17 protein-coding genes and 1 tRNA gene are annotated in these 20,438 nt (G+C 41.1%); 8 read left to right on the top strand and 10 right to left on the bottom strand.

What is annotated here, in order from left to right:
- Positions 1-31 precede the first annotated feature (31 nt).
- Complete coding sequence (locus ACO1QW_RS02050; protein WP_486255221.1) at positions 32-1,693, bottom strand: glutamine--tRNA ligase/YqeY domain fusion protein; 1,662 nt, start codon at positions 1,691-1,693, stop codon at positions 32-34.
- A 116-nt stretch (positions 1,694-1,809) separates the two neighbouring features.
- Positions 1,810-3,048, bottom strand: coding sequence for an ornithine--oxo-acid transaminase (gene rocD, locus ACO1QW_RS02045; protein WP_486255219.1), 1,239 nt, complete (start codon positions 3,046-3,048; stop codon positions 1,810-1,812).
- 184 nt (positions 3,049-3,232) lie between these two features.
- Here rocD and ACO1QW_RS02040 point away from each other — a divergent pair, with 184 nt between their 5' ends.
- Complete coding sequence (locus ACO1QW_RS02040; protein ID WP_486255217.1) at positions 3,233-3,718, top strand: VOC family protein; 486 nt, start codon at positions 3,233-3,235, stop codon at positions 3,716-3,718.
- Positions 3,719-4,259: 541 nt separating this feature from the next.
- Here the strand turns inward: ACO1QW_RS02040 and ispE are convergent.
- The 4 genes from ispE to ACO1QW_RS02020 all read right to left on the bottom strand — a co-directional run bounded on the left by ispE (position 4,260) and on the right by ACO1QW_RS02020 (position 7,711).
- Complete coding sequence (gene ispE / locus ACO1QW_RS02035; RefSeq protein WP_486255216.1) at positions 4,260-5,147, bottom strand: 4-(cytidine 5'-diphospho)-2-C-methyl-D-erythritol kinase; 888 nt, start codon at positions 5,145-5,147, stop codon at positions 4,260-4,262.
- 86 nt (positions 5,148-5,233) lie between these two features.
- Positions 5,234-5,836: a bifunctional nuclease family protein gene (locus ACO1QW_RS02030; protein ID WP_486255214.1), complete on the bottom strand. Its 603-nt coding sequence runs from the start codon at positions 5,834-5,836 to the stop codon at positions 5,234-5,236.
- A gap of 104 nt (positions 5,837-5,940) precedes the next feature.
- On the bottom strand, positions 5,941-6,906 hold the full coding sequence (locus ACO1QW_RS02025; RefSeq protein ID WP_486255213.1) for an electron transfer flavoprotein subunit alpha/FixB family protein: 966 nt from the start codon (positions 6,904-6,906) through the stop codon (positions 5,941-5,943).
- Between the two features lie 61 nt (positions 6,907-6,967).
- Positions 6,968-7,711: an electron transfer flavoprotein subunit beta/FixA family protein gene (locus tag ACO1QW_RS02020; protein WP_486255211.1), complete on the bottom strand. Its 744-nt coding sequence runs from the start codon at positions 7,709-7,711 to the stop codon at positions 6,968-6,970.
- A 38-nt stretch (positions 7,712-7,749) separates the two neighbouring features.
- Between ACO1QW_RS02020 and ACO1QW_RS02015 the strand changes: the two genes are divergently transcribed.
- Together ACO1QW_RS02015 and tilS are read left to right on the top strand one after the other, a co-directional pair.
- Positions 7,750-8,130 carry a tetratricopeptide repeat protein gene (locus ACO1QW_RS02015; protein ID WP_486255209.1) on the top strand — a complete coding sequence of 127 codons (381 nt, stop codon included), beginning with the start codon at positions 7,750-7,752 and terminating at the stop codon, positions 8,128-8,130.
- A 114-nt stretch (positions 8,131-8,244) separates the two neighbouring features.
- The gene (tilS, locus tag ACO1QW_RS02010) at positions 8,245-9,645 is read left to right on the top strand and encodes a tRNA lysidine(34) synthetase TilS (protein ID WP_486255207.1); all 1,401 of its coding nucleotides are present in this window, start codon (positions 8,245-8,247) and stop codon (positions 9,643-9,645) included.
- Here the strand turns inward: tilS and ACO1QW_RS02005 are convergent, their stop codons facing one another.
- The 4 genes from ACO1QW_RS02005 to ACO1QW_RS01990 all read right to left on the bottom strand — a co-directional run bounded on the left by ACO1QW_RS02005 (position 9,646) and on the right by ACO1QW_RS01990 (position 13,206).
- Positions 9,646-10,260, bottom strand: coding sequence for a rhomboid family intramembrane serine protease (locus ACO1QW_RS02005; protein WP_486255206.1), 615 nt, complete (start codon positions 10,258-10,260; stop codon positions 9,646-9,648). It lies immediately after the preceding gene.
- 160 nt (positions 10,261-10,420) lie between these two features.
- Positions 10,421-10,894 carry a 23S rRNA (pseudouridine(1915)-N(3))-methyltransferase RlmH gene (locus ACO1QW_RS02000; RefSeq protein WP_486255205.1) on the bottom strand — a complete coding sequence of 158 codons (474 nt, stop codon included), beginning with the start codon at positions 10,892-10,894 and terminating at the stop codon, positions 10,421-10,423.
- Positions 10,895-11,025: 131 nt separating this feature from the next.
- Positions 11,026-11,934, bottom strand: a complete 909-nt coding sequence (locus ACO1QW_RS01995) for a hypothetical protein (protein WP_486255203.1) — start codon at positions 11,932-11,934, stop codon at positions 11,026-11,028.
- A gap of 9 nt (positions 11,935-11,943) precedes the next feature.
- Complete coding sequence (locus ACO1QW_RS01990) at positions 11,944-13,206, bottom strand: CHASE2 domain-containing protein (RefSeq protein WP_486255202.1); 1,263 nt, start codon at positions 13,204-13,206, stop codon at positions 11,944-11,946.
- A 53-nt stretch (positions 13,207-13,259) separates the two neighbouring features.
- On the opposite strand from ACO1QW_RS01990, the gene ACO1QW_RS01985 reads away from it, so the two are divergent.
- The 5 genes from ACO1QW_RS01985 (at position 13,260) to ACO1QW_RS01965 (ending at position 19,890) form a co-directional block, all read left to right on the top strand.
- On the top strand, positions 13,260-16,502 hold the full coding sequence (locus tag ACO1QW_RS01985; protein ID WP_486255200.1) for a tetratricopeptide repeat protein: 3,243 nt from the start codon (positions 13,260-13,262) through the stop codon (positions 16,500-16,502).
- A gap of 71 nt (positions 16,503-16,573) precedes the next feature.
- Complete coding sequence (locus tag ACO1QW_RS01980; RefSeq protein WP_486255199.1) at positions 16,574-18,151, top strand: amidohydrolase family protein; 1,578 nt, start codon at positions 16,574-16,576, stop codon at positions 18,149-18,151.
- A gap of 150 nt (positions 18,152-18,301) precedes the next feature.
- A complete protein-coding gene (locus tag ACO1QW_RS01975; protein WP_486255197.1) occupies positions 18,302-18,979 on the top strand; it encodes a YiaD family glycine zipper/OmpA-like lipoprotein in 678 nt (225 codons plus the stop codon).
- Positions 18,980-19,017: 38 nt separating this feature from the next.
- Positions 19,018-19,695 carry a porin family protein gene (locus ACO1QW_RS01970; RefSeq protein WP_486255195.1) on the top strand — a complete coding sequence of 226 codons (678 nt, stop codon included), beginning with the start codon at positions 19,018-19,020 and terminating at the stop codon, positions 19,693-19,695.
- A gap of 121 nt (positions 19,696-19,816) precedes the next feature.
- Positions 19,817-19,890 (top strand) — tRNA-Arg (locus ACO1QW_RS01965).
- Positions 19,891-20,438: the final 548 nt, after the last annotated feature.

Genomic DNA, 20,438 nt, shown 5'->3' with positions numbered 1-20,438 from the left:
TGTTCACCTGGAAGGTGACTGTACAACTACATTATCCCTTCTTTACTTCTTTTGCCCATGCATCTTTCAATGTTACGGTGCGGTTGAAAATTAATTTATCAGATGATGAATCTTTATCTAAACAATAATATCCTTTACGCAAAAACTGGAAACGATCTGCAATTGTTGCCGTTTTAATAGCAGGCTCTGCATAACCTTTCACCACAGTTAATGAATTGGGATTGATATAATCTTTAAAGTCGCCTTCTTCGCTTGCAGGATTTTCTACCTGGAACAGACGATCATATTCCCTTACTTCAACTTCAACAGCAGTTGCAGCATTGGCCCAATGCAAAGTTCCTTTTACGTGAATACCACTTGTATCGCTTCCGCTTTTGCTTTCAGGAATATAAGAACAATGAATGGCGGTGATGTTGCCTGCATCATCTTTCAACACTTCATCGCACTTGATGATGTATGCACTTTTCAAACGCACCATTTGTCCCGGGGCGAGTCGGAAATATTTCTTTGGCGGATTTTCCATGAAATCATCTGCTTCAATAAATATCTCCCTGCTGAAAGGTAATTCACGTGTGCCACCGTTCGGATCTTCAGGATTATTTTCTGAAGTGAGTAATTCAGTTTGGCCTTCAGGATAATTCGTGATGATGAGTTTTATTGGATTGAACACTACCATTCGTCTGAAAGCAATTTTATTCAAATGTTCACGCACGCAAAATTCCAGCAAACCAAATTCAATCAGGTTGTCTCGTTTTGCCACACCAATCTTATCACAAAAATCACGGATGCTTTCAGGTGTGTAACCACGGCGGCGCAAACCACTAATGGTTGGCATACGTGGATCGTCCCATCCGCTCACGTGTTTTTCATTTACCAATTGCAATAGTTTGCGCTTACTCATCACCGTGTAGTTCAGGTTGAGACGGGCAAACTCATATTGTTTGGATGGAAATATTTCCAACTTTTCAATACACCAATCGTACAATGGGCGATGGGGAATAAATTCCAGCGTACAAATAGAGTGGGTAATATTTTCGATAGAATCACTTTGACCGTGTGCAAAATCATACATCGGGTAAATGCACCACGCATCACCTGTGCGGTGATGATGTGCATGTTTAATGCGATACATCAAGGGATCACGCATGTGCATGTTAGGTGAACTCATGTCGATCTTTGCACGTAATACTTTTTCGCTGTCTTTATATTTTCCTGCACGCATGTCGGCAAACAATTGCATGTTTTCTTCAACAGATCGTTCGCTGTATTGATTGCGTGTACCAGGCTGTGTAGGTGTCCCTTTTTGTTTGGCAATTTCTTCGCTGCTGCTATCGTCCACATAAGCCAATCCTTTTTCAATCAATTTTACAGCAAAGGAATACAACTGCTCAAAGTAATCAGAGGCATAAAATTCATTGGCCCAATTAAAGCCCAACCAGTGAATATCTTCTTTAATACTGTCAACATATTCTGTATCCTCGGTAACAGGGTTGGTATCATCAAAACGGAGATTGGTCTTGCCATTGTATTTAATACCCAAACCAAAGTTCAAGCAAATACTTTTTGCATGACCAATGTGCAGGTAGCCATTCGGCTCCGGCGGAAAACGAGTGAGAATGCTTTGGTGCTTTCCGTTCTTCAAGTCTTCTTCAATGATCTCTTCAATAAAATTGAGGCTTTTTTCTTCGCTCATGCTTTCTTCAATTGAGGTGCAAAAATAAGGGTTCTGAGGTAGCCGATAGCCGGTAGTAGATAGTCGATAGCCAGTTCCCGATTTCTTTCATTACTGACTATCGGCTAACGACTTCATCAATCCAGTATCTGCAAACTCTTAGCAATAATCCCCACACATTCATGTACCTGATCTTCAGTGATCACCAATGGTGGAGCAAAACGTATCTTATCGCCATGAGTTGGTTTCGCTAATAATCCGTTTTCTTTCATCTCCATGCAAAGCTCCCATGCAGCGTCAGGATTACTATGTTTAATAACAATGGCATTCAATAAACCTTTACCCCGAATGGTTTCAATAAAAGGCGAATTGAGTTTGGCCAGTTCATCTCGCAACAGCTGACCAAGTTTTTCTGAGCGTTCGGCTAACTGCTCATCCTTTAATATTTGCAATGATGTTATTGCAACAGCACAAGCTAATGGATTACCACCATACGTGCTTCCATGTTCACCGGGTTTAATACCCAACATGATCTGGTCATCAGCCAGCACTGCACTTACAGGTAACATACCCCCGCTGAGTGCTTTACCTAAGATCAAAATATCAGGACGAACATTTTCATGATCGCAAGCGAGCATTTTTCCTGTGCGACAAAGACCCGTTTGTATTTCATCGCCAATGAACAACACGTTTGCTTCGGCGCAATATTTTTTTGCAGTTGATAAATAACCTTCAGTTGGAACAACTACACCTGCTTCACCTTGTATTGGCTCAACTAAAAAGCCACAAACATCTTTATCGTTCAATGCTTCCTTCAATGCGTCAAGATTGTTGTAGGGAATTACTTTAAAGCCCGGCATATAAGGACCAAACTTTGAGTAAGAAGAAGGATCGGTACTGAATGAGATAACAGTACTTGTTCTTCCATGAAAGTTTTCTGCACATACGATGATCTTTGCTTTATTGTCTTCAATTCCTTTAACAGAGTAGCCCCAACGACGTGCAAGTTTAATGGCTGTTTCCACTGCTTCAACACCTGTGTTCATGGGCAACACTTTATCATATCCAAAATATTGCGTGATGTATTCTTCATACTCACCTAATAAATTGTTGTGAAATGCACGAGATGTAAGCGTTAATTTTTGCGCCTGCTCAATAAGCGATGCAACAATGCGTGGATGGCAATGGCCCTGGTTTACCGCTGAGTAACCGCTGAGAAAATCGTAGTAACGCTTATCATCAACATCATACATAAACACGCCTTCGCCACGATTCAATACAACAGGCAATGGATGATAATTGTGAGCACCATATTGCTCTTCTTTATCAATGAAATATTGAGTATTGGCAGAAACTGCTGCAATAGAAGTATGCATAGTAAGAAAATTAAAAATGAGAAATGGAGAATGAAAAATGCAAAAGTGATCAGCCTTACTGATCAGAAGCAGTACTGCTTAACTTAGTGATTGAGCAGATCGAGATTTTGTTTAAGAAAGGAATGTTGCTGTTTCATTGCCTTACAAAAATACTGGCTTACTTTCATAAAATAAAATCAGAGTTATGAGCTACATAGTTCCTGCGCAAACACGCATTGGTCATGTGCACCTTAAAGTGTCAGACCTAGAGCGTTCGTTAGCATTCTATCATGAGCTGCTTGGCTTTGAAATAACGCAACGTTATGGTTCACAAGCCGTGTTTATTTCTGCAGGTGGTTATCATCATCATATCGGATTAAACACCTGGCATAGCAAAGGCGCTGGGCCAGCACCGGTGAATGTTCCGGGTTTGTATCACACAGCGATTCTTTATCCCACACGAAAAGACCTGGCGGTGATCTTAAAACGATTGCTCGAAGCAAAGTATCCGTTAACAGGTGCTTCTGATCATGGTGTGAGTGAAGCATTGTATTTAGATGATCCTGATGGAAACGGTGTGGAATTGTATTGGGATAAACCAAAAGAACAATGGCCAGTTGATGCAAATGGAAATTTGGAAATGGTTACGATGAGATTGGATTTGGAAGACCTTTTAAAAGAGGCGGAGTAAAAGAGTTACGGGTTATGGGGTAGGTGTTATGGCCATCATCCAAATCGGTTACAAATCTGGCAGGCTGTTGACGTGTTAACTGACTATGGCATTATGCAGATTGTGAAAGTTTTTATAGTACCGTGATTTGATTTTTAATTTTCTTCCTTCTTTGGTTTGTATGTAAAGTGTGTAATACTCGTTGTATTTACCAAAATATTCATGGTGTTTGAAACGATACGGTGCACTTTCTCTTTTTAAAAGAATTTCTTTTGCGGAAGGAAGGGTGTATGTTTTGCGACGCAACCCGAACCAATCAATCACTTTTATTTTGCTGTCTGTAATAATAAATTTTGCGCTTGACCATGAAAGGATAAATAACGGAAGTGTTATGCAAAATAATAGATAGAGTAATCCTCTAAGTATGAAATTTAGATTTCCTTTTTTTACCTCCTGAAAATAATCAACATTCCAAAAAACAACTGAAAAACAGGACGCAATAATCAGGAATAAAAATAGGTTACAGTAAAAGAGTGTTTTGTCCGCCTGAGACTTGATCATTTTAAATCACTTTATACAAATACTTTTCATCAAACTTCAACTCCGGTTCTTTTTCAAAAATCCCAAACACTGTACTGCCACTTCCCGTCATGCTTGCATAAACAGCGCCTGTATTGTATAATTGTTGTTTGATGTTTGCAATCTCTGGATATGCTTTACAAACAGGTTCTTCAAAATCGTTGATGAGTTGATCTTTCCAGGTGGAGACAGGCTGCCTTATGATTTGTTTCAAATCAGGTCGGTCAGAATTATTCAGTTGCAATTGTGCAAACGCCAAACCTGTGTTTACATGAATGCCGGGATTAACGATAGCAAACTTATAAAAAGATAGATCAAGATCTACTGATTCTAATACTTCACCTCTGCTTGTTGCATAGCAGGGTTTGTTGATAATAAAGAACGGGCAATCGCTGCCCAGCTGCAATGCATAATCAATCAACTGTTGCTTAGATAAACCCAGCTGAAATTTTTCATTCAGCAGTTTTAATGCAAATGCACCATCGGCGCTGCCGCCACCTAAGCCTGCACCCATGGGGATAGCTTTGTGCAAATGCATTTGAATGGGAGGGAGCTGGGGGAAATCTTTATTGAGTAAATGATAAGCTTTAATGCAGAGGTTGTTGGCTTCGTCTCCGGCGATGGGAAGGCCTGTGGAGGAAAATGTTATGTCGTTATCTCGACTCCGCTCGATAAATTCAGCAGACCCTTCGACTTCGCTCAGGGCCTTACTATCGTCCGTCGTCAATCGTCCGTCGTCTCTCCGCACTATTTCCAAAGCATCTTTCAATAGCAGGGGATAAAAAACCGTTTCAAGATTATGATACCCATCTTCCCGTTTGTTGAGAATATGTAATCCGAGATTGATCTTACAATTAGGGAAAACGATCATTCGAAGAATGAAAAATTAAAAATGCAGAATGTGAAATGAATAAGTGTTAAAAGTAAACGATCAATTATCCATTTATCAACTTTCAATTATTTCTTACGGTTGGACAGTTCATCACGTATTGCGATAGCCCTGATATAATCCTCCTGTTCCAGCACATCGTTCAGTAAAGTTTGAAGCTCTTCAATGCTGAGTGCTTTCAGGTCTTCTTTGTCTTCTCCGCTGGTAACCGTTGAGCTGCTGCTGACAGACACTTCTTCCGTTTCCTTTTTCTTTTCTTCATCTTCCATTAAAATACCTGCGCTTTCCAAAATATTCTCGTAGGTATAAATGGGGCATCCGAAACGAACTGCCAATGCAAGTGCATCACTGGTGCGGCTATCGATCTCTACCGTATCATGATCAGTTGAGCAAAGTAGTTTGGAGTAAAAGATACCTTCCTGCAAATCGTTGATCACTATTTCATGAAGCTCCACATTAAAGGCCATCATGAAATTTTTCATCAGGTCGTGAGTAAGGGGGCGACTGGGTTGCATTCGTTCAAGTGCCACAGCAATGGCTTGTGCTTCAAAACCACCAATGACAATCGGGAGACGGCGTAAACCGTTCACTTCGCCCAACACAACAGCATAGCTGTGCGTTTGGGTAATACTGTGCGAGAGAGCAACTATTTCCAGTTCGATCTTTTTCATAACCTGTCGGCAAATTTAAGGGCTTTGGATTGAATAAAGCAAAGCCGATAGTCTTTAGTCTGCGGGACTAATGGCTATCGGCTGATGACTTAAACTATTATTATTTAGGCTATTCCTTTAAACTTCTTTACCTCAGTTATCAGCTTTGGTACAACCTCAAAAGCATCGCCCACAATACCATAATCAGCTGCTTTAAAGAAAGGTGCTTCAGGATCTTTATTGATCACAACGATAACCCTGCTGCGGTTAACACCCGCAAGGTGTTGAATAGAACCACTGATGCCGATGGCGAGATAAAGATTTGGTGCAATGGCACCACCTGTTTGTCCCACATGTTCATGATGCGGACGCCAGTGTGCGTCGGCAACCGGGCGACTACATGCTGTTGCTGCACCCAGCAATCCTGCCAGTTCTTCGATCATCCCCCAGTTCTCTGGTCCTTTTAACCCACGGCCGCCACTCACCACCAGTTCAGCTTCGCTCAAAGGAACCTGGCCGGTAACTTTATTAGTGGCGGTAACTTTTACTTTCGGGGCATCAACAGTTACATTCGCTGCAACTATTTCCGCAGTTCCTTCGCCTGCTTCGGTTTTGTATGAATTAGGACTGATAGAAAGAATTTTTACCGCTGTATTCACTGCCATATGAGCAAATGCCTTTCCGCTGAAAACGCCTTTCTTCACCACAAATCCATTGCTGGTATTGGGTAGACCAACAGCACCCGCAACAAGACCGGCTTTAAGTTTTGCACTCAGGCGTGGCGATACAGCTTTACCTGTTACATTATGTGAAAGAACGATCACGGTTGAACCGGCAGCAGCTGCTATTTCAGCAATTGCTTTTGTATAAGATTGTGCATCGAAGTGGTTGAATGTATCATTGGCCACATGATGAATTTTTGAAACACCATATTTACCAAGTGCAGCCACATCATCGGCAACAGTACCTAATAAAACCCCTTCGGCATTTGTGCCTAATTGTTTGGCTAAATGTGCGCCATAAGTTAATGCTTCAAACGAAGATTTTTTTACATGACCATCAGCAGCATCGATGAATATTAAAACAGACATAGAATTTGAAAATTTGATGATTTGAAAATTTGAAAATGCTGAATTCCCTTTAAGGGTGGGATCAAATTACTTTGGCTTCTTCGTGAAGTAATCTTACAAGTTCGCCCACATTCTCCGGATCAACCAGTTTTACACCAGCTTTTGCAGGAGGCAATTCAAATGATGCGACAGAAGTGAGTGCATCTGCTGCAACAGGTTCAACTGCTTTCAATGGTTTGGTGCGTGCACCCATAATGCCTTTCATATTGGGGATGCGTTGCTCAGCCATTCCTTTCTGGCAGCTTACCACAACGGGCAAACTAACTTCGCAGGTTTCTTCTCCACCTTCAATTTCACGGTTGATTGTTGCAACCGTTCCATTCAAATCAAATTTTGTTGCAAGAGATACATAAGGTTGATCAAGCAGCTCTGCCACCATACCGCCAATAGATGAACCATTGTAATCGATGGTTTCTTTGCCGGTAAATACAAGATCGTAAGCGCCTTGTTTTGCTACTTCAGCAATTTGCCAAGCAATATAAAAACTGTCGTGGCTGTCGGCATTTACACGAATAGCCTCATCACCACCCAAAGCCAATGCCTTGCGGATGATAGGATCTGCATCAGCAGCACCAACAGTTACGAGGTGAATGACAACAGAAGGATCTTTTTCTTTCAATTCAATGGCACGCACCAACGCATACCATTCATCGTAAGGATTAATGATCCACTGCACGCCCTCCTGCGCAAACTTTGTGTTATTATCGGTGAAAGCTATTTTTGCCGTGGTATCAGGTGTTTTACTGATACAAACTAAAATCTTCATGCAAGCAAAATTTTGTATGAGTTAAGAAATAGTTGTTTATGCAACTATACAAAGATAAAGGTTTGAGCCTCTCATCGGCACAGTTAAACAAAAAATTATTCACAAACATGGAGCGGATAGAACAATTAAAGAAGTTTTTGCAGGAAAGCCCCAATGATAGTTTCCTGAAACATGCATTGGCGCTCGAATATGTGAAGTTGGGTGATGATGCAACAGCAAGAAACCTGTTTGAAGAATTACTGGTCGCCGAGCCCGGATATGTAGGTTCCTATTATCATCTCGGTAAATTGTTTGAACGGATAGCTGATAATGATAAGGCCATTGAATGGTACGAGAAAGGCATGCTGGTGGCGAAGGAAAAGGGAGAGCAACATGCGTATGGAGAATTGAGGGGAGCGTTGGAGGAGTTGACGTTTTAGGCTTTGAAGTTTATGATTTGTAGTTTTTGGTTACCAGCTTTTGCACTTGATTGATCTTTTCTTGCGTCGCACACTTGTACTACATTGCTTCTCTCAACAGTAAGAATTAACTAAATGAGTTTATTACATCGTTTTCAACAATACATTCAGCAGCACAATCTTTTTCAACCAAAAGATCAGCTATTCCTTGCCGTTAGCGGCGGAGTAGACAGTATTGTGCTGGTTGATCTTTGTGCAAAGGCCGGTTATAAGTTCAGGATTGCACATTGTAATTTTCAACTAAGAGGAGAGGAGAGTGAAGGTGATGAAGCTTTTGTACGATCACTCGGTGAAAAATACAATGTTGAAGTATTGGTTAAGAAGTTTGATACGGAAGAATATGCAGCTGCAAATAAACTCTCCATTCAGGAAGCTGCACGTGTGTTGCGGTACGAATGGTTTGAGGAATTAGTTAATGGTGAATGGTCAATGGTCAATAGTGAAAATTCAGAGGAGGTGCACAACACTCATCACTCATTACTCATCACTCATCTTCTCACTGCCCACCATGCCGATGATAACAACGAAACTTTATTAATGAATTTCTTCCGTGGCACAGGTTTGCACGGACTCACAGGTATTCCTGCCTCGTACGGTCATGTGAAACGGCCATTACTGTCTTTCACCAAACAAGAGTTGTTGCAATATGCTGCAGAAAATAACCTGCAGTACAGGGAAGATTCATCGAATCAATCATCTAAGTACACCCGCAATTTTTTCAGGAATGAAATTATCCCTGCCATTGAAAAAGTATATCCGCAGGTGAAAGCAAGTCTCACGGATAACATCAACCGCTTTATAGATATTGAACAGTTGTACCGACTTTCAACACAGGCTATCATTAAAAAGCTTTGCCGTTTAAGAGGAAATGAAATTCATATCCCGGTAAAACAGTTGATGGAGTATAATAACCGGGCGCTGATCTATGAGATCATTCAACCGTATGGATTTTCAGAAAAGCAGATCGACGAAGTGCTAAAGCTGTCAGCAAGTGAATCGGGGAAGTATATTGATTCGCCCGGCTTGTATTACCGAATCATCAAGCACCGGCATTGGTTTATTATTTCGCCGGCACAATCTGCTGAATCTGCTAACATCATTATAGAAGAAAAAGATTCGGAATTATATTTCGAAAGCGGGCATATAGCATGCAAGAAAATAGCAGCTTCAAAAGTTGATCTAAATTCAGTTGCTAGCATTGCATTACTCGATGCAAAGGAAATTTCCTTTCCATTGTTATTGCGAAAATGGAAAACAGGTGATTATTTCTATCCACTCGGCATGCGAAAGAAAAAGAAAGTAGCCCGTTTTCTTATCGATGCCAAATTATCGAAATCGCAAAAAGAAAATGTCTGGGTCATTGAATCGAATAAAAAGATTATCTGGGTTGTTGGTCATCGTATAGATGACCGGTTCAAAATAATCTCTTCAACAAATGATGTATTGCAGATTACTTATACTGCCAATGCTCTTTAGTTAAAAACTTGGATGCATTAGTTGGTCAATAAAACGATTGATGATCGTTGGTTCCATTAGTAATGTAAATACAACACCCCAGGCTGCACCCCATAGATGCGCACTATGGTTCACGTTATCGCCACCTTTACGATCCATATAAATTGAATAGCCAACGTACAATGCAGCAAAAATAATTGCAGGCACGGGCAGGAAGAAAACATAGATCGTTTGCCAGGGCGCTAACAAAATAAATGAAAACAATACAGCAGTAACCGCACCCGATGCACCAAGACTACGATAGCTATAATTGTTACGATGCCTGATGTAAGAAGGAATTTCTGAAACAATAATTCCCGCAACATAAAACAGAAGGTAGCCGGCTTTTCCAATCTTTGGAACGAACAGGTATTCTTCAACCAAACGGCCAAAGAAATATAAAGTGATCATGTTAAATGCCAGGTGTGGAATATCGGCATGAATTAAACCGGAAGTAATAAAACGGTAATATTGATTCTTCTGTTTGATCATCGGCGGCCAGAAAATAAGATCGTTAATGATCTTCTCACTACTGAATGCCGTGAATGAAATAATAGCAGTGATAATAATGATGATGACTGTAATTGTTAAGTCCATGCTACCGGTGGTTTATATTCAAAACTAATGAGAAATGGTCAATTGTCAATTGTGAATGGTCAATGGTGAATAGGCAATAGTGAATGGGCAATTGGCAACTTTTATACCAGACATCCTACATCATCCATCAGGCATTTCTTTCGTTCTTCAAACTTTGTACTTAACTATGATGATACTTTTCATTCCTGTTAATACTGCAGGCCCTGTACACCTGTTCAGCAAGGATCAGTCGTACTAATTGATGCGGGAAAACTAATTGCGATAAACTCCATTTATAATTTGCTCTTTTCATCACGGCTTCATCAATACCATAAGCCCCGCCAATCAGGAACACGAGGTTCTTCACACTTTCATTGCCACGTTTCATCATAAAGTCTGCAAGTCCTTCGCTGCTGATCTGCTTGCCACGTTCGTCCAACACCACGAGGTAATCATCTTTTTGCAATATCCCCAAAATGATTTCGCCTTCTTTCTTTTTCAAATCAGCTTCACTCAAAGTGCCTGCATTTTTTGGCGTTGCAATAATGTTCCATTCAACAGGGTAGTAATTAGAGATGCGTTTTGTAAAATCTTCCACACCAGCTTTTACATATGGTTCATGTGATTTACCAATACTCCAGAAACGGATCTTCATTTGTTGATGTTAATTAAAATGTTCGCCGGTAAATTTCGGAAGAACTACATTGATTGATTCGTTTTTCTTTACACAAAAGAAAGCCGGCTGCATTGCTGCAACCGGCAAAAGAAAAATCAGGAATAAAAGAGTTATTGACCAATCGCATAATCCTTACGGAATGCTTCTAATGTTTTCTTATACAATTCAAGTTCAGGATTTAACTGCGCTGCCTTCTGGTAGTAACCATAGGCATCAGAATAGAAGCGTGCCGACTCAAGCATAAAGCCCATTCTGAAATTCTTTTCAGCTTCTGTTTCGGTTCCTTTTTCGGCGCTGCGGATCTGTGCTACTAATTTTTCAAACGAAGACTTGTCCCAGATAAAGATCACCTTACGTTTTTCAGGATCTTCATTCTTTACATTTATCTGCCAGTAGTAAGGAGTTCCTTTTTTCAGTTTCGAAGCGAACTCAGAAATAGGTACAACAGTTTTTTTCTTCACCGTTTTCTGGAAGATAGGTTTGCCTCCGGTTGTTTCATCAAACACTTCAAATGAAAATTCTTCAGCATCGGAATAGCTTTTCCACGAAACAGGGAATGAACCTGCATAATAATTAATGGTGTCAAGTCTTGAATCGATCCAGATGCTGATGTTGCCACGGCTAACCGCACCAACGTTGTTCATATAGCTTTTACGGTTTTTCTCTGGAGCTCCTTTTGGTGTGGTGAGCTGGTTCCAGATAAACTTGAGGTAATTTGAAGTAATAGAGCTTTTGTTCGATAAACAAGAGTCTTTAAAATCAGACATGGTATAGGTGCCTGCTTTTACAACAGAAAACAAACTGGCTTCATTACAAATAATACTCACCAGTGAATTGCTGCCAATGGTAAGTTTCGATTTGTCGTTAAGTAATTTGCCTATTTGTGCTTTGGTACCTTTGCCATCTTCAATAACGGAAACTGATCCTTTTACTGAGTAGATGAGGAATGAATTTGCTTTTTGCGCTTGGGTTGCCACGCTGAATGTTGTGAGCAATAGCAACAGGTGAATGTGTCTCATTGTAGTTTATTAGTGTGATTTTGAATGAAAACTGGTTTGAAAACCAAATTTTGTGTGGAGCCATACGGCAAGCGCTTCGTAGAAATAGATTATATCGATTGCCAAGATAATCACAATCAGCGATATTTTGGTATCAATTTTAATGCTGAACCAGTCGAAACACATGATGCCCACGTACACCGAAAGGATGGCAAAAAATATTTGTGCCACCTTGGCCACCAGGTGAAACCAGATATGGTCTTCAATATAATAACGGATGAAGAGTGCCACATGCAACCACGCAATAAGAATGGTGATGACCCAGAACAGACCCGATGGAATATCTTTTATATACTTGCCATCGAGCACCATGGAGATAATATTTGCATGAACGATGATCCCGTTCATATCAGGTATTGATTTTCCTGCAAATTGTTTGTTTAGTGGGGTGAACTTTTTGTCTTCAATATTATTCGGATCGGGGTTGATATAACCCATCAACACAATCTTATTGGTAAACAGTTCCGGCGCAATATTATCGTCAAGGAAATCTTTACCATCCACCATCATGTACTGCTCCAATGTGCGGCTGTAGTGAATGACTTCGTATTCTCTCTTGCGCTTTTTCAGTTTTTCATAGGCAGCTTTATCGGCTTTCTCCACTATGGCTGCAGGAAAACCTTTGTATACAGCATCCTTATTCTTTTCAAAAGGCGAAAAAGTGCGAATGGTGCCGCCTTCTTCTCCAATAAAATTAGCGTAACCACGGTTGGGTGTGTAGATGCCGAAGTACCCAACATTTTCAGGAGTTGCCTTGTTTTTCCAATCAATTTTGGAAACGATCACCAGGTTGGGTGTGCTGCCGATCATATGCCGTAGCAACGAATCTTTCTCTGGTTCTCTCGGTCCTTCAAAGGTAACATCAAGCCCTATCACTTTTGGCTTGGCCATTCTCAGTTTCTCAATCATGAGGGCAAGACCCATTCGGTCGGCATCACCAATGTTGAGGATAATGATCCTGTTATCCATCGGCGTGTTCTTGTTCTTATTCAATACAGAATAAGAAATGTCATTAAAGTCGAGATCTTTAAGTGCGGTCTTAAAAGGATTGAGTATACCGGTATTTAAAGGCAATAAACCCAGCAGCCCGATAACAATGAATACTGAAAAAGTGGACAGGATGGTATCACGTTTAAAAAGATAACGCAGGTAGAAATGATAAAGCCAGCGATAGGCTCTTTTAAAAAAGGAAGATGATTTTTTACGGGTTGGTGGTTTGGGTGGCGATTGCATTTAGTTTGGTCTTGTCTTCTTAAATCTGTTTGCCTACTTTCGCCTTCGAATATATGCGAAATTGTAAAGCCCTCCTTATTCTGTGTGTCGCATTTTTTACACTTCACACAGAAATATTATCAGCACAAACACCTGTTACAGCACAAGTGCCGGATACAAGTGCTGTTCCTAAAGGACAGAGCTATGCTATGATCCTTGGCATATCTACCTACCAGCATATTCGTCCTTTATCATATGCCGATAGTGATGCCGGATTGTTTCGTGATTATTTAAAATCAACCGGGGCCGGAAGTATTCCTGATGACCGGATGCTGTTCCTGGTAAATGAACAGGCAACGTCAGCTAATTTTTGGGTGAAAGGAATGGCGTGGTTGAGGCAGAAGAATTTAAAAGCAGGCGATCGCTTATACATTTATCTCGCAGGCCATGGCGATGCCATTAACCAGGATGAATATTTCTTTCTGACGTACGATTGCAACCCCGCAGGTGATAAGAACAATTATATTGTAACAGGCAGTATCCAGTTATATAATTTAAAAAGCCGCATTGCCGAACTGAGCCGCAAGAATGTGGAGATCTACCTGATCATGGATGCCTGCCGCACCAACGAATTACCGGGAGGTACGGATGGTCAACAGATATTGAACTCAGCCATTTCAGAACGTAAGGCAGGTGAGGTGATCATGCTGGCAACAGGTGCGGGGCAGGAATCGATGGAAGATGCTACTATCGGTACCGGACATGGGCTTTTTACTTATTACCTTGTTGATGGTTTAAGTGGTTTGGCTGATGGATATGAAGGTAAGGATGGCATTATTACTTTGGTTGAACTTCGCTCCTATGTATTATCAAAAGTGCCGGTGGTTGCAGAGAAAAAATACAAACGCAAACAGGAGCCTTTTATCTGTTGCGATGATAACGGAAGAAAAAATGTGGTGACTGTTGACAGTGCTTACTTAGAACAATGGGAGAAAGGCAAGAACATCAACGGCATGATCAATGGCGAAGGATTGAATGATATGGTGAGCAATGCAAGAGGCAGGGGCGCAGCGCTGGCCGATACCAATATTATTCGTCTTTACCGCCAGTTCAGTCAATCCATCAAACAAAATAAACTTACCGGCGACAGCTCCGCTAATTTTTACTTTGATCAGTTGCAACGATTCTTTCCAGATGATGTGCTTACCATCGATGCACGACAAACACTGGCTGCAGAGTTCATCAATTTTGCACAACGCAAGATCAATTTGTATTTGAGTGGAAAGGATGCGGCAGGTATTCAGCAAATAAGAACACAGCTTGATGATAACGACCGGAGTGAAGAAATTCAATCGGGTATTGAACGACTTGAATATATTGCCGGTCTTGATTTTGAAAAAGTGGCCGTGATGATGAAGAAGGCCATTGATCTTGTTGAAACAACAGATCCATCATTGATCAACTCACTTAAAGGCAAACTCTATTTCTTCCAGGCAAGAAGTTATTTTGATGGTAAGAATAATATTACCAACATGCAGGCCGCAAGGGATCTTATTTACCAGGCATATGCATTGGATAGTAATGCAGCTTATGTGTTGCACACCATTTCGTCGTTGCAATTGCAAATGAAGAAATATGATAGTGCAGTTTATTATAGTTTAAAGGCAATCAGTAAAGCACCGAAGTGGCGTTATCCATATACCACTGCTGCCTTTGCTTACACGCAGATGAAACGTTTTGATCTTGCACGTACGTATTACGAGAAAGCTATTTCGGTTGATCCAAAGAATGCAGATGCGTACGTTGATCTTGGCTTCTTTGAATTTCAGCAACGCCGGGTGGAAAAAGCAGAAGCATGGTACCGGAAAGGATTGCAGTTAGATGCAGGAAATGTATCGGCACTGAATAACCTGGGATGGTTAATGAAAGAAAAAGGAAGGTACAAAGAAGCCATCCAGTATTTTAATGAAACGGTGAAGAAGGATTCCTCTTTTGTTTATGCCTATAACGGTTTGGCAAGAGTGTACGGTGCTATGAAGCGTTACGATTCGGCACGTATCTTTTACTTGCGCAGTGTAAATTATTATCCTGATAAGGCTTACGTGTATGAATTGCTGGGCAATTTCTTTAAAGAGATCAATCTTCCTGATTCGGCTTTGAATTATTACCACAGTTCCATAAAACTCGATTCAAATTATACGCAACCTTATCTCGATCTTGCCCGTTTACATGAGCAGGGAAGAAGAACTGACTCTGCTGCATTTTACCTGCAGAAGATCATTCGTATGAATCCTACTTCGAAGAATGCATACATCAGCCTGGCAACATTTTACCAGAACTCCAGAATGTTTGATTCTGCCAATGTGTATTTCAATAAAGCCATTGATGTGGATGCAGGCGATGCAGGTACCTACAATTCTATTGGTGTTTATTATTACAGGAAAAATCAACCTGATTCTGCAAAGAAATATTTTCTTACTGCATTGAAGTACGATACGCTCAACTCATCGTTGTACAGCAACCTGGCAGCCGTGTATGACCGCACCAAACAATACGATTCGGCCTTTATTTGTTTAGACAGGGCATTGGCATTAAGTCCGGGTAATGCGCTTATCTATAACAGCATTGCCCTGCTGCACAAAAAGCAGAACAAACCTGAACTGGCGCTGGAGAATTATAAACTGGCCTATCAATTTAACAATGAAAATATTTCGGTGCTTATTGATATGGCTGATCTGTTCAGGGATATGAGTGAACCCGATTCTTCCATCAGGTATTTGAAGGAAGCGATCAGGCTGAGACCGGAGATAGCCGACCTGTATAACAGTGCAGGTGTGGTGTACCTGCGTTACAAACAATACGATTCAGCCAAAGTATATTTATTAAGAGCTGTTGAGTTAGACCGTACATTGTTCAGGGCTTATAATAATCTTGGTAACCTGTTTTATGTGCAACAGAAATTTGATGAAGCGTTGCCTCATTACGAAGCTGCATTGAAACTGGACTCTGTATATGAAAACCCGCTTTTGTTTAGTGGATTGATCCATATTAACACAGGCCAATACGATAAGGCCGTTCCTTTCCTTGAACGGTTGGTGAAAGCCAATTCAAAAAGTGGTTCGGGCTTCTATTACCTTGCCGTTAGCTATGCTGCATTAAAGAATGATGCAAAAGCAATTTCTACACTGGAGAATGCATTGAAGCTGAAGTATGGTGAAGGTGGAGAAGTATGGAGCCAGAAAGAATTTGCAACCATCCGCAATACTGCCCCGTTCAAAGCACTGATGACAAAATATTTTCCCGGCGAAAAATTCTGATGAACTGATTGCAGCGTGCACAGCTATTGATTAGTTGAATAGTTGTAAATTTCAGCATAACTAAAATTGCTATGAGATTTATCACAACACTGGTTGCATTCGTTTGCACCTGTTCACCTGTATTGGCACAGGTAGCAAAAGCTCCCCTTAAAAACGAAGGCCAGTCTTATCCTCAACTAATACTTCGTGGCGTAACTATCATCAATGGTACCGGTGCGCCACCCATGGGGCCTGTTGATATTGTTATTGAGAAAAACAGGATCGTACAAATTGCCAATGTGGGTTATCCAGGTGTTGCTATTAATCATGAACGTCGTCCGCAATTAAAAGAGGGTGGTCAAGAATTACATCTTGAAGGCCATTATGTATTACCGGGCTTTATTGATATGCACGGCCATATTGGTGGTACGGGCCAGGGTGCTAATGCAGAGTATGTGTTTAAACTCTGGATGGCGCATGGCATCACCACTATCCGTGATCCATCGTGTGGTAACGGTCTCGAGTGGGTGCTGGAAGAAAAAAAGTTAAGCGCACAAAATAAGATTACAGCGCCACGGATATTTGCTTACACGGCATTCGGGCAGGGAAGCAAACAACCCATCAGCACACCCGAGCAGGCCATTGTATGGGTGAGAGAGAATGCACAGAAAGGTGCAGATGGTATTAAATTCTTTGGTGCCGCTCCCGATATTATGGATGCTGCTATTCGTGAAAATAAAAAACTTGGTTTGCGCAGTTGTTGTCATCATGCACAAATGGATGTAGCCCGCTGGAACGTGGTGAACTCGGCCAAAGCCGGGATGACATCGATGGAACATTGGTATGGATTACCCGAAGCATTGTTTACGCAGCAAACCATTCAACAATACCCGCTCAGTTATAATTACAGTAATGAACAACATCGATTTGAAGAAGCCGGTAAATTATGGAAACAGGCAGCTGCTCCTTACAGCGATCACTGGAACAAAGTGATGAATGAATTGCTGTCACTTGATTTTACACTTGATCCCACCTTTAATATTTATGAAGCCAACCGTGATCTGCAACGTGCAAGAAGAGCAGAGTGGCATGAAGATTATACCTTGCCATCGCTCTGGAACTTTTATGAACCAAGCAGGGTATCGCACGGAAGCTACTGGCATAGCTGGGGTACCGAACAGGAAGTGCAGTGGAAAGAAAATTACCGGTTATGGATGAGCTTTATTAATGAATATAAAAACCGTGGGGGCCGTGTAACAACAGGCAGCGATAACGGCTTTATTTATCAAACCTATGGCTTTGGATATATACGTGAGCTGGAGTTAATGCGTGAAGCAGGTTTTCACCCGCTTGAAGTGATTCGTTCGGCCACCTTATATGGCGCACAGGCCTTGGGTGTGGAAAAAGAACTGGGCAGCATTGAAACCGGAAAACTGGCCGACCTGGTAGTAATTGATGTAAACCCGTTAGAAAACCTGCAACTGTTATATGGTACGGGTGCCGTGCAATTAAATGCCCAAAATAAGGTGGTGCGGGCAGGCGGGGTGAAATTTACCATTAAAGATGGCATTGTGTATGATGCAAAAAAATTACTGGCCGATGTAAAACAAATGGTGCTGGATGAAAAGAAAAAAACCGGCTGGCAATTGAAACAACCCGGTGTGGAATGATTGGCTGCAAAAGCAGCACCAGGCAGCAGTGTACGTTATTAAGTAATTAATACTTAATTATATAAGAGCCCCGAAAGGGGCTCTTATTTTTTTAAAATGAGCTTGCTGGCACAATCTTTGGCAAGGGAGGATAGAACAAATAATTTTTTTATGAGAAGAACAACGAAGGCCGTTTATTACCTGCTTGCAGTAAGCATTGTATTGGCCGCATGTAAAGGAATGACAAAAACACAAAAGGGTGCTGTTATAGGCACCACAGGTGGCGCTGCAGTGGGTGCCGTTATTGGAAGAGCATCGGGTAACACCGCATTAGGAACCATTATTGGTGCTGCCGTTGGTGGCACAGCAGGTGTACTCATCGGTAAAAAAATGGATAAGCAAGCCGAAGAAATTGCAAAAGAAGTACCCAATGCAAAGGTTGAACGTGTAGGCGAGGGTATTGAAATTGAATTTGAAAGTAAAGTGTTGTTTGATTACGACCAGGCTGGTTTAAAAACGGAAGCAAAATCGAGTTTGAATGAATTTGTCAGCATCCTTAAAAAATATCCTGATACCAATATCGAGATACAGGGACATACCGATAACAAAGGTTCTGATGCATACAATGATGGTTTATCGCAACGCCGTGCCAACTCAGTGATGATGTATTTAATTGACAAGGGTATTCCCAACTCACGGATGAATCCAAAAGCAATGGGTGAAAATCATCCTAAATACAGCAACGATACAGAAGAAGGAAGAGCACAGAACAGGAGGGTTGAATTCCTGATCACGGCAAATGAAAAAATGAAATCCGACGCTAAGAAAGAAGCCGGCAGTGGCCAGTAACTGATCTATTAACCATTTATAAAACAAAACAGTCTTATATGAAAAAGATCTTATTTAGTTCAGCGCTTATTTTATCGGGCGCATTTATTACAGCATCAGCTCAATCAACAACTACCACAACAACTACGGGTTCTGGTGTAAGTTTTGGCATAAGAGCAGGTGTAAACCTCCAGAACATTAACGGAAAAGATGGTAACGGTGATAAACTTGAAAACAAACTTGTTCCCCGTTTCCAGGGTGGTGTGGTCGTTGATATTCCTTTGGCTGACCAGTTTTATATTCAACCAGGCGTATTGTATTCGGCGAAAGGTGCAAAAGAAAAAGGAACCGATAATAATGTTTCTATTTCGTACATCGATGTGCCTGTAACATTTTTATTTAAACCCATGTTAGGTACAGGACATATGTTACTAGGTGTGGGACCCTATGTTGGTTTTGGTATTGCCGGTAACGTAGAAGATGAAAATGAAAATGAAACAAAAATTAAATTTGAAAACGAGGTTACACTTATCCAGGCAGCTACCGATCCTTATTTCCGTCGTTTAGATGCCGGTGCAAATCTTCTGGTAGGATATGAAATGAGCAGTAAGATCAGTATCCAGTTAAATGCACAACTGGGTATGGCGAAGATCAATCCTGAAATAACAGATTTGAATGATAACAAGTGGGCATTACGCAACACTGGTTTTGGTTTATCACTCGGGTACAGGTTTTAACTTGTTTATCCGTACTTATATAGGTCCCCCTTTTACAGGGGGATTTTTTTATTGAGAGAAACGGATAAAGATTTCAAATTTCAATTGAACCGTTGTATATTTGCAGCCCGTTAAACGGAATGGCTGCGTAGCTCAACTGAATAGAGCATCTGACTACGGATCAGAAGGTTTCAGGTTTGAATCCTGACGCGGTCACAACCAGTACAAAAAGGGTTTCAGCAATGAAACCCTTTTTTGTTTTTATACTATTTCAGTGAAAAAGGGCGGACAAATATTTTGGGGAAGCATTCTTATTACCGCCCTACACGACGATGATGATAAGGTGATTGGTTTTACAAAACTGACCAGCGAGGTGGACGACAGGATGAATTCGTGAGGGAAGCCGATAGTTGGCAACAGGCAATGACCAATGGGCTATAGGCAATGACCAATTGGCAATGTGTAAAACGCAATGATAACAGACCAGTGAATGGGGGGAATTGAGCATGGTTTAGGGGTGGATCGACAGTGTCGGATTTAAACGTCCTGAGCGCTTTATATACGCTTAATGTACGCTTAATATAGGGAGTATCCTGCCTTGAAGGATGCCTGCAAGTCGGTGATGTCTAGTCCTAAAATAGCTATACAGGTGAGAGAATAAATCCTGGATTAGCTATACACCCGGGACTGGTAATCCTAAAGGAGCTATACAGGATCATTTTTTTCAAATTTATGCATTAATGGGTTGCGTGTACTTAACGGTT

Source organism: Lacibacter sp. (assembly GCF_057361365.1).
This window is presented reverse-complemented; position numbering and strand designations above follow the sequence as displayed.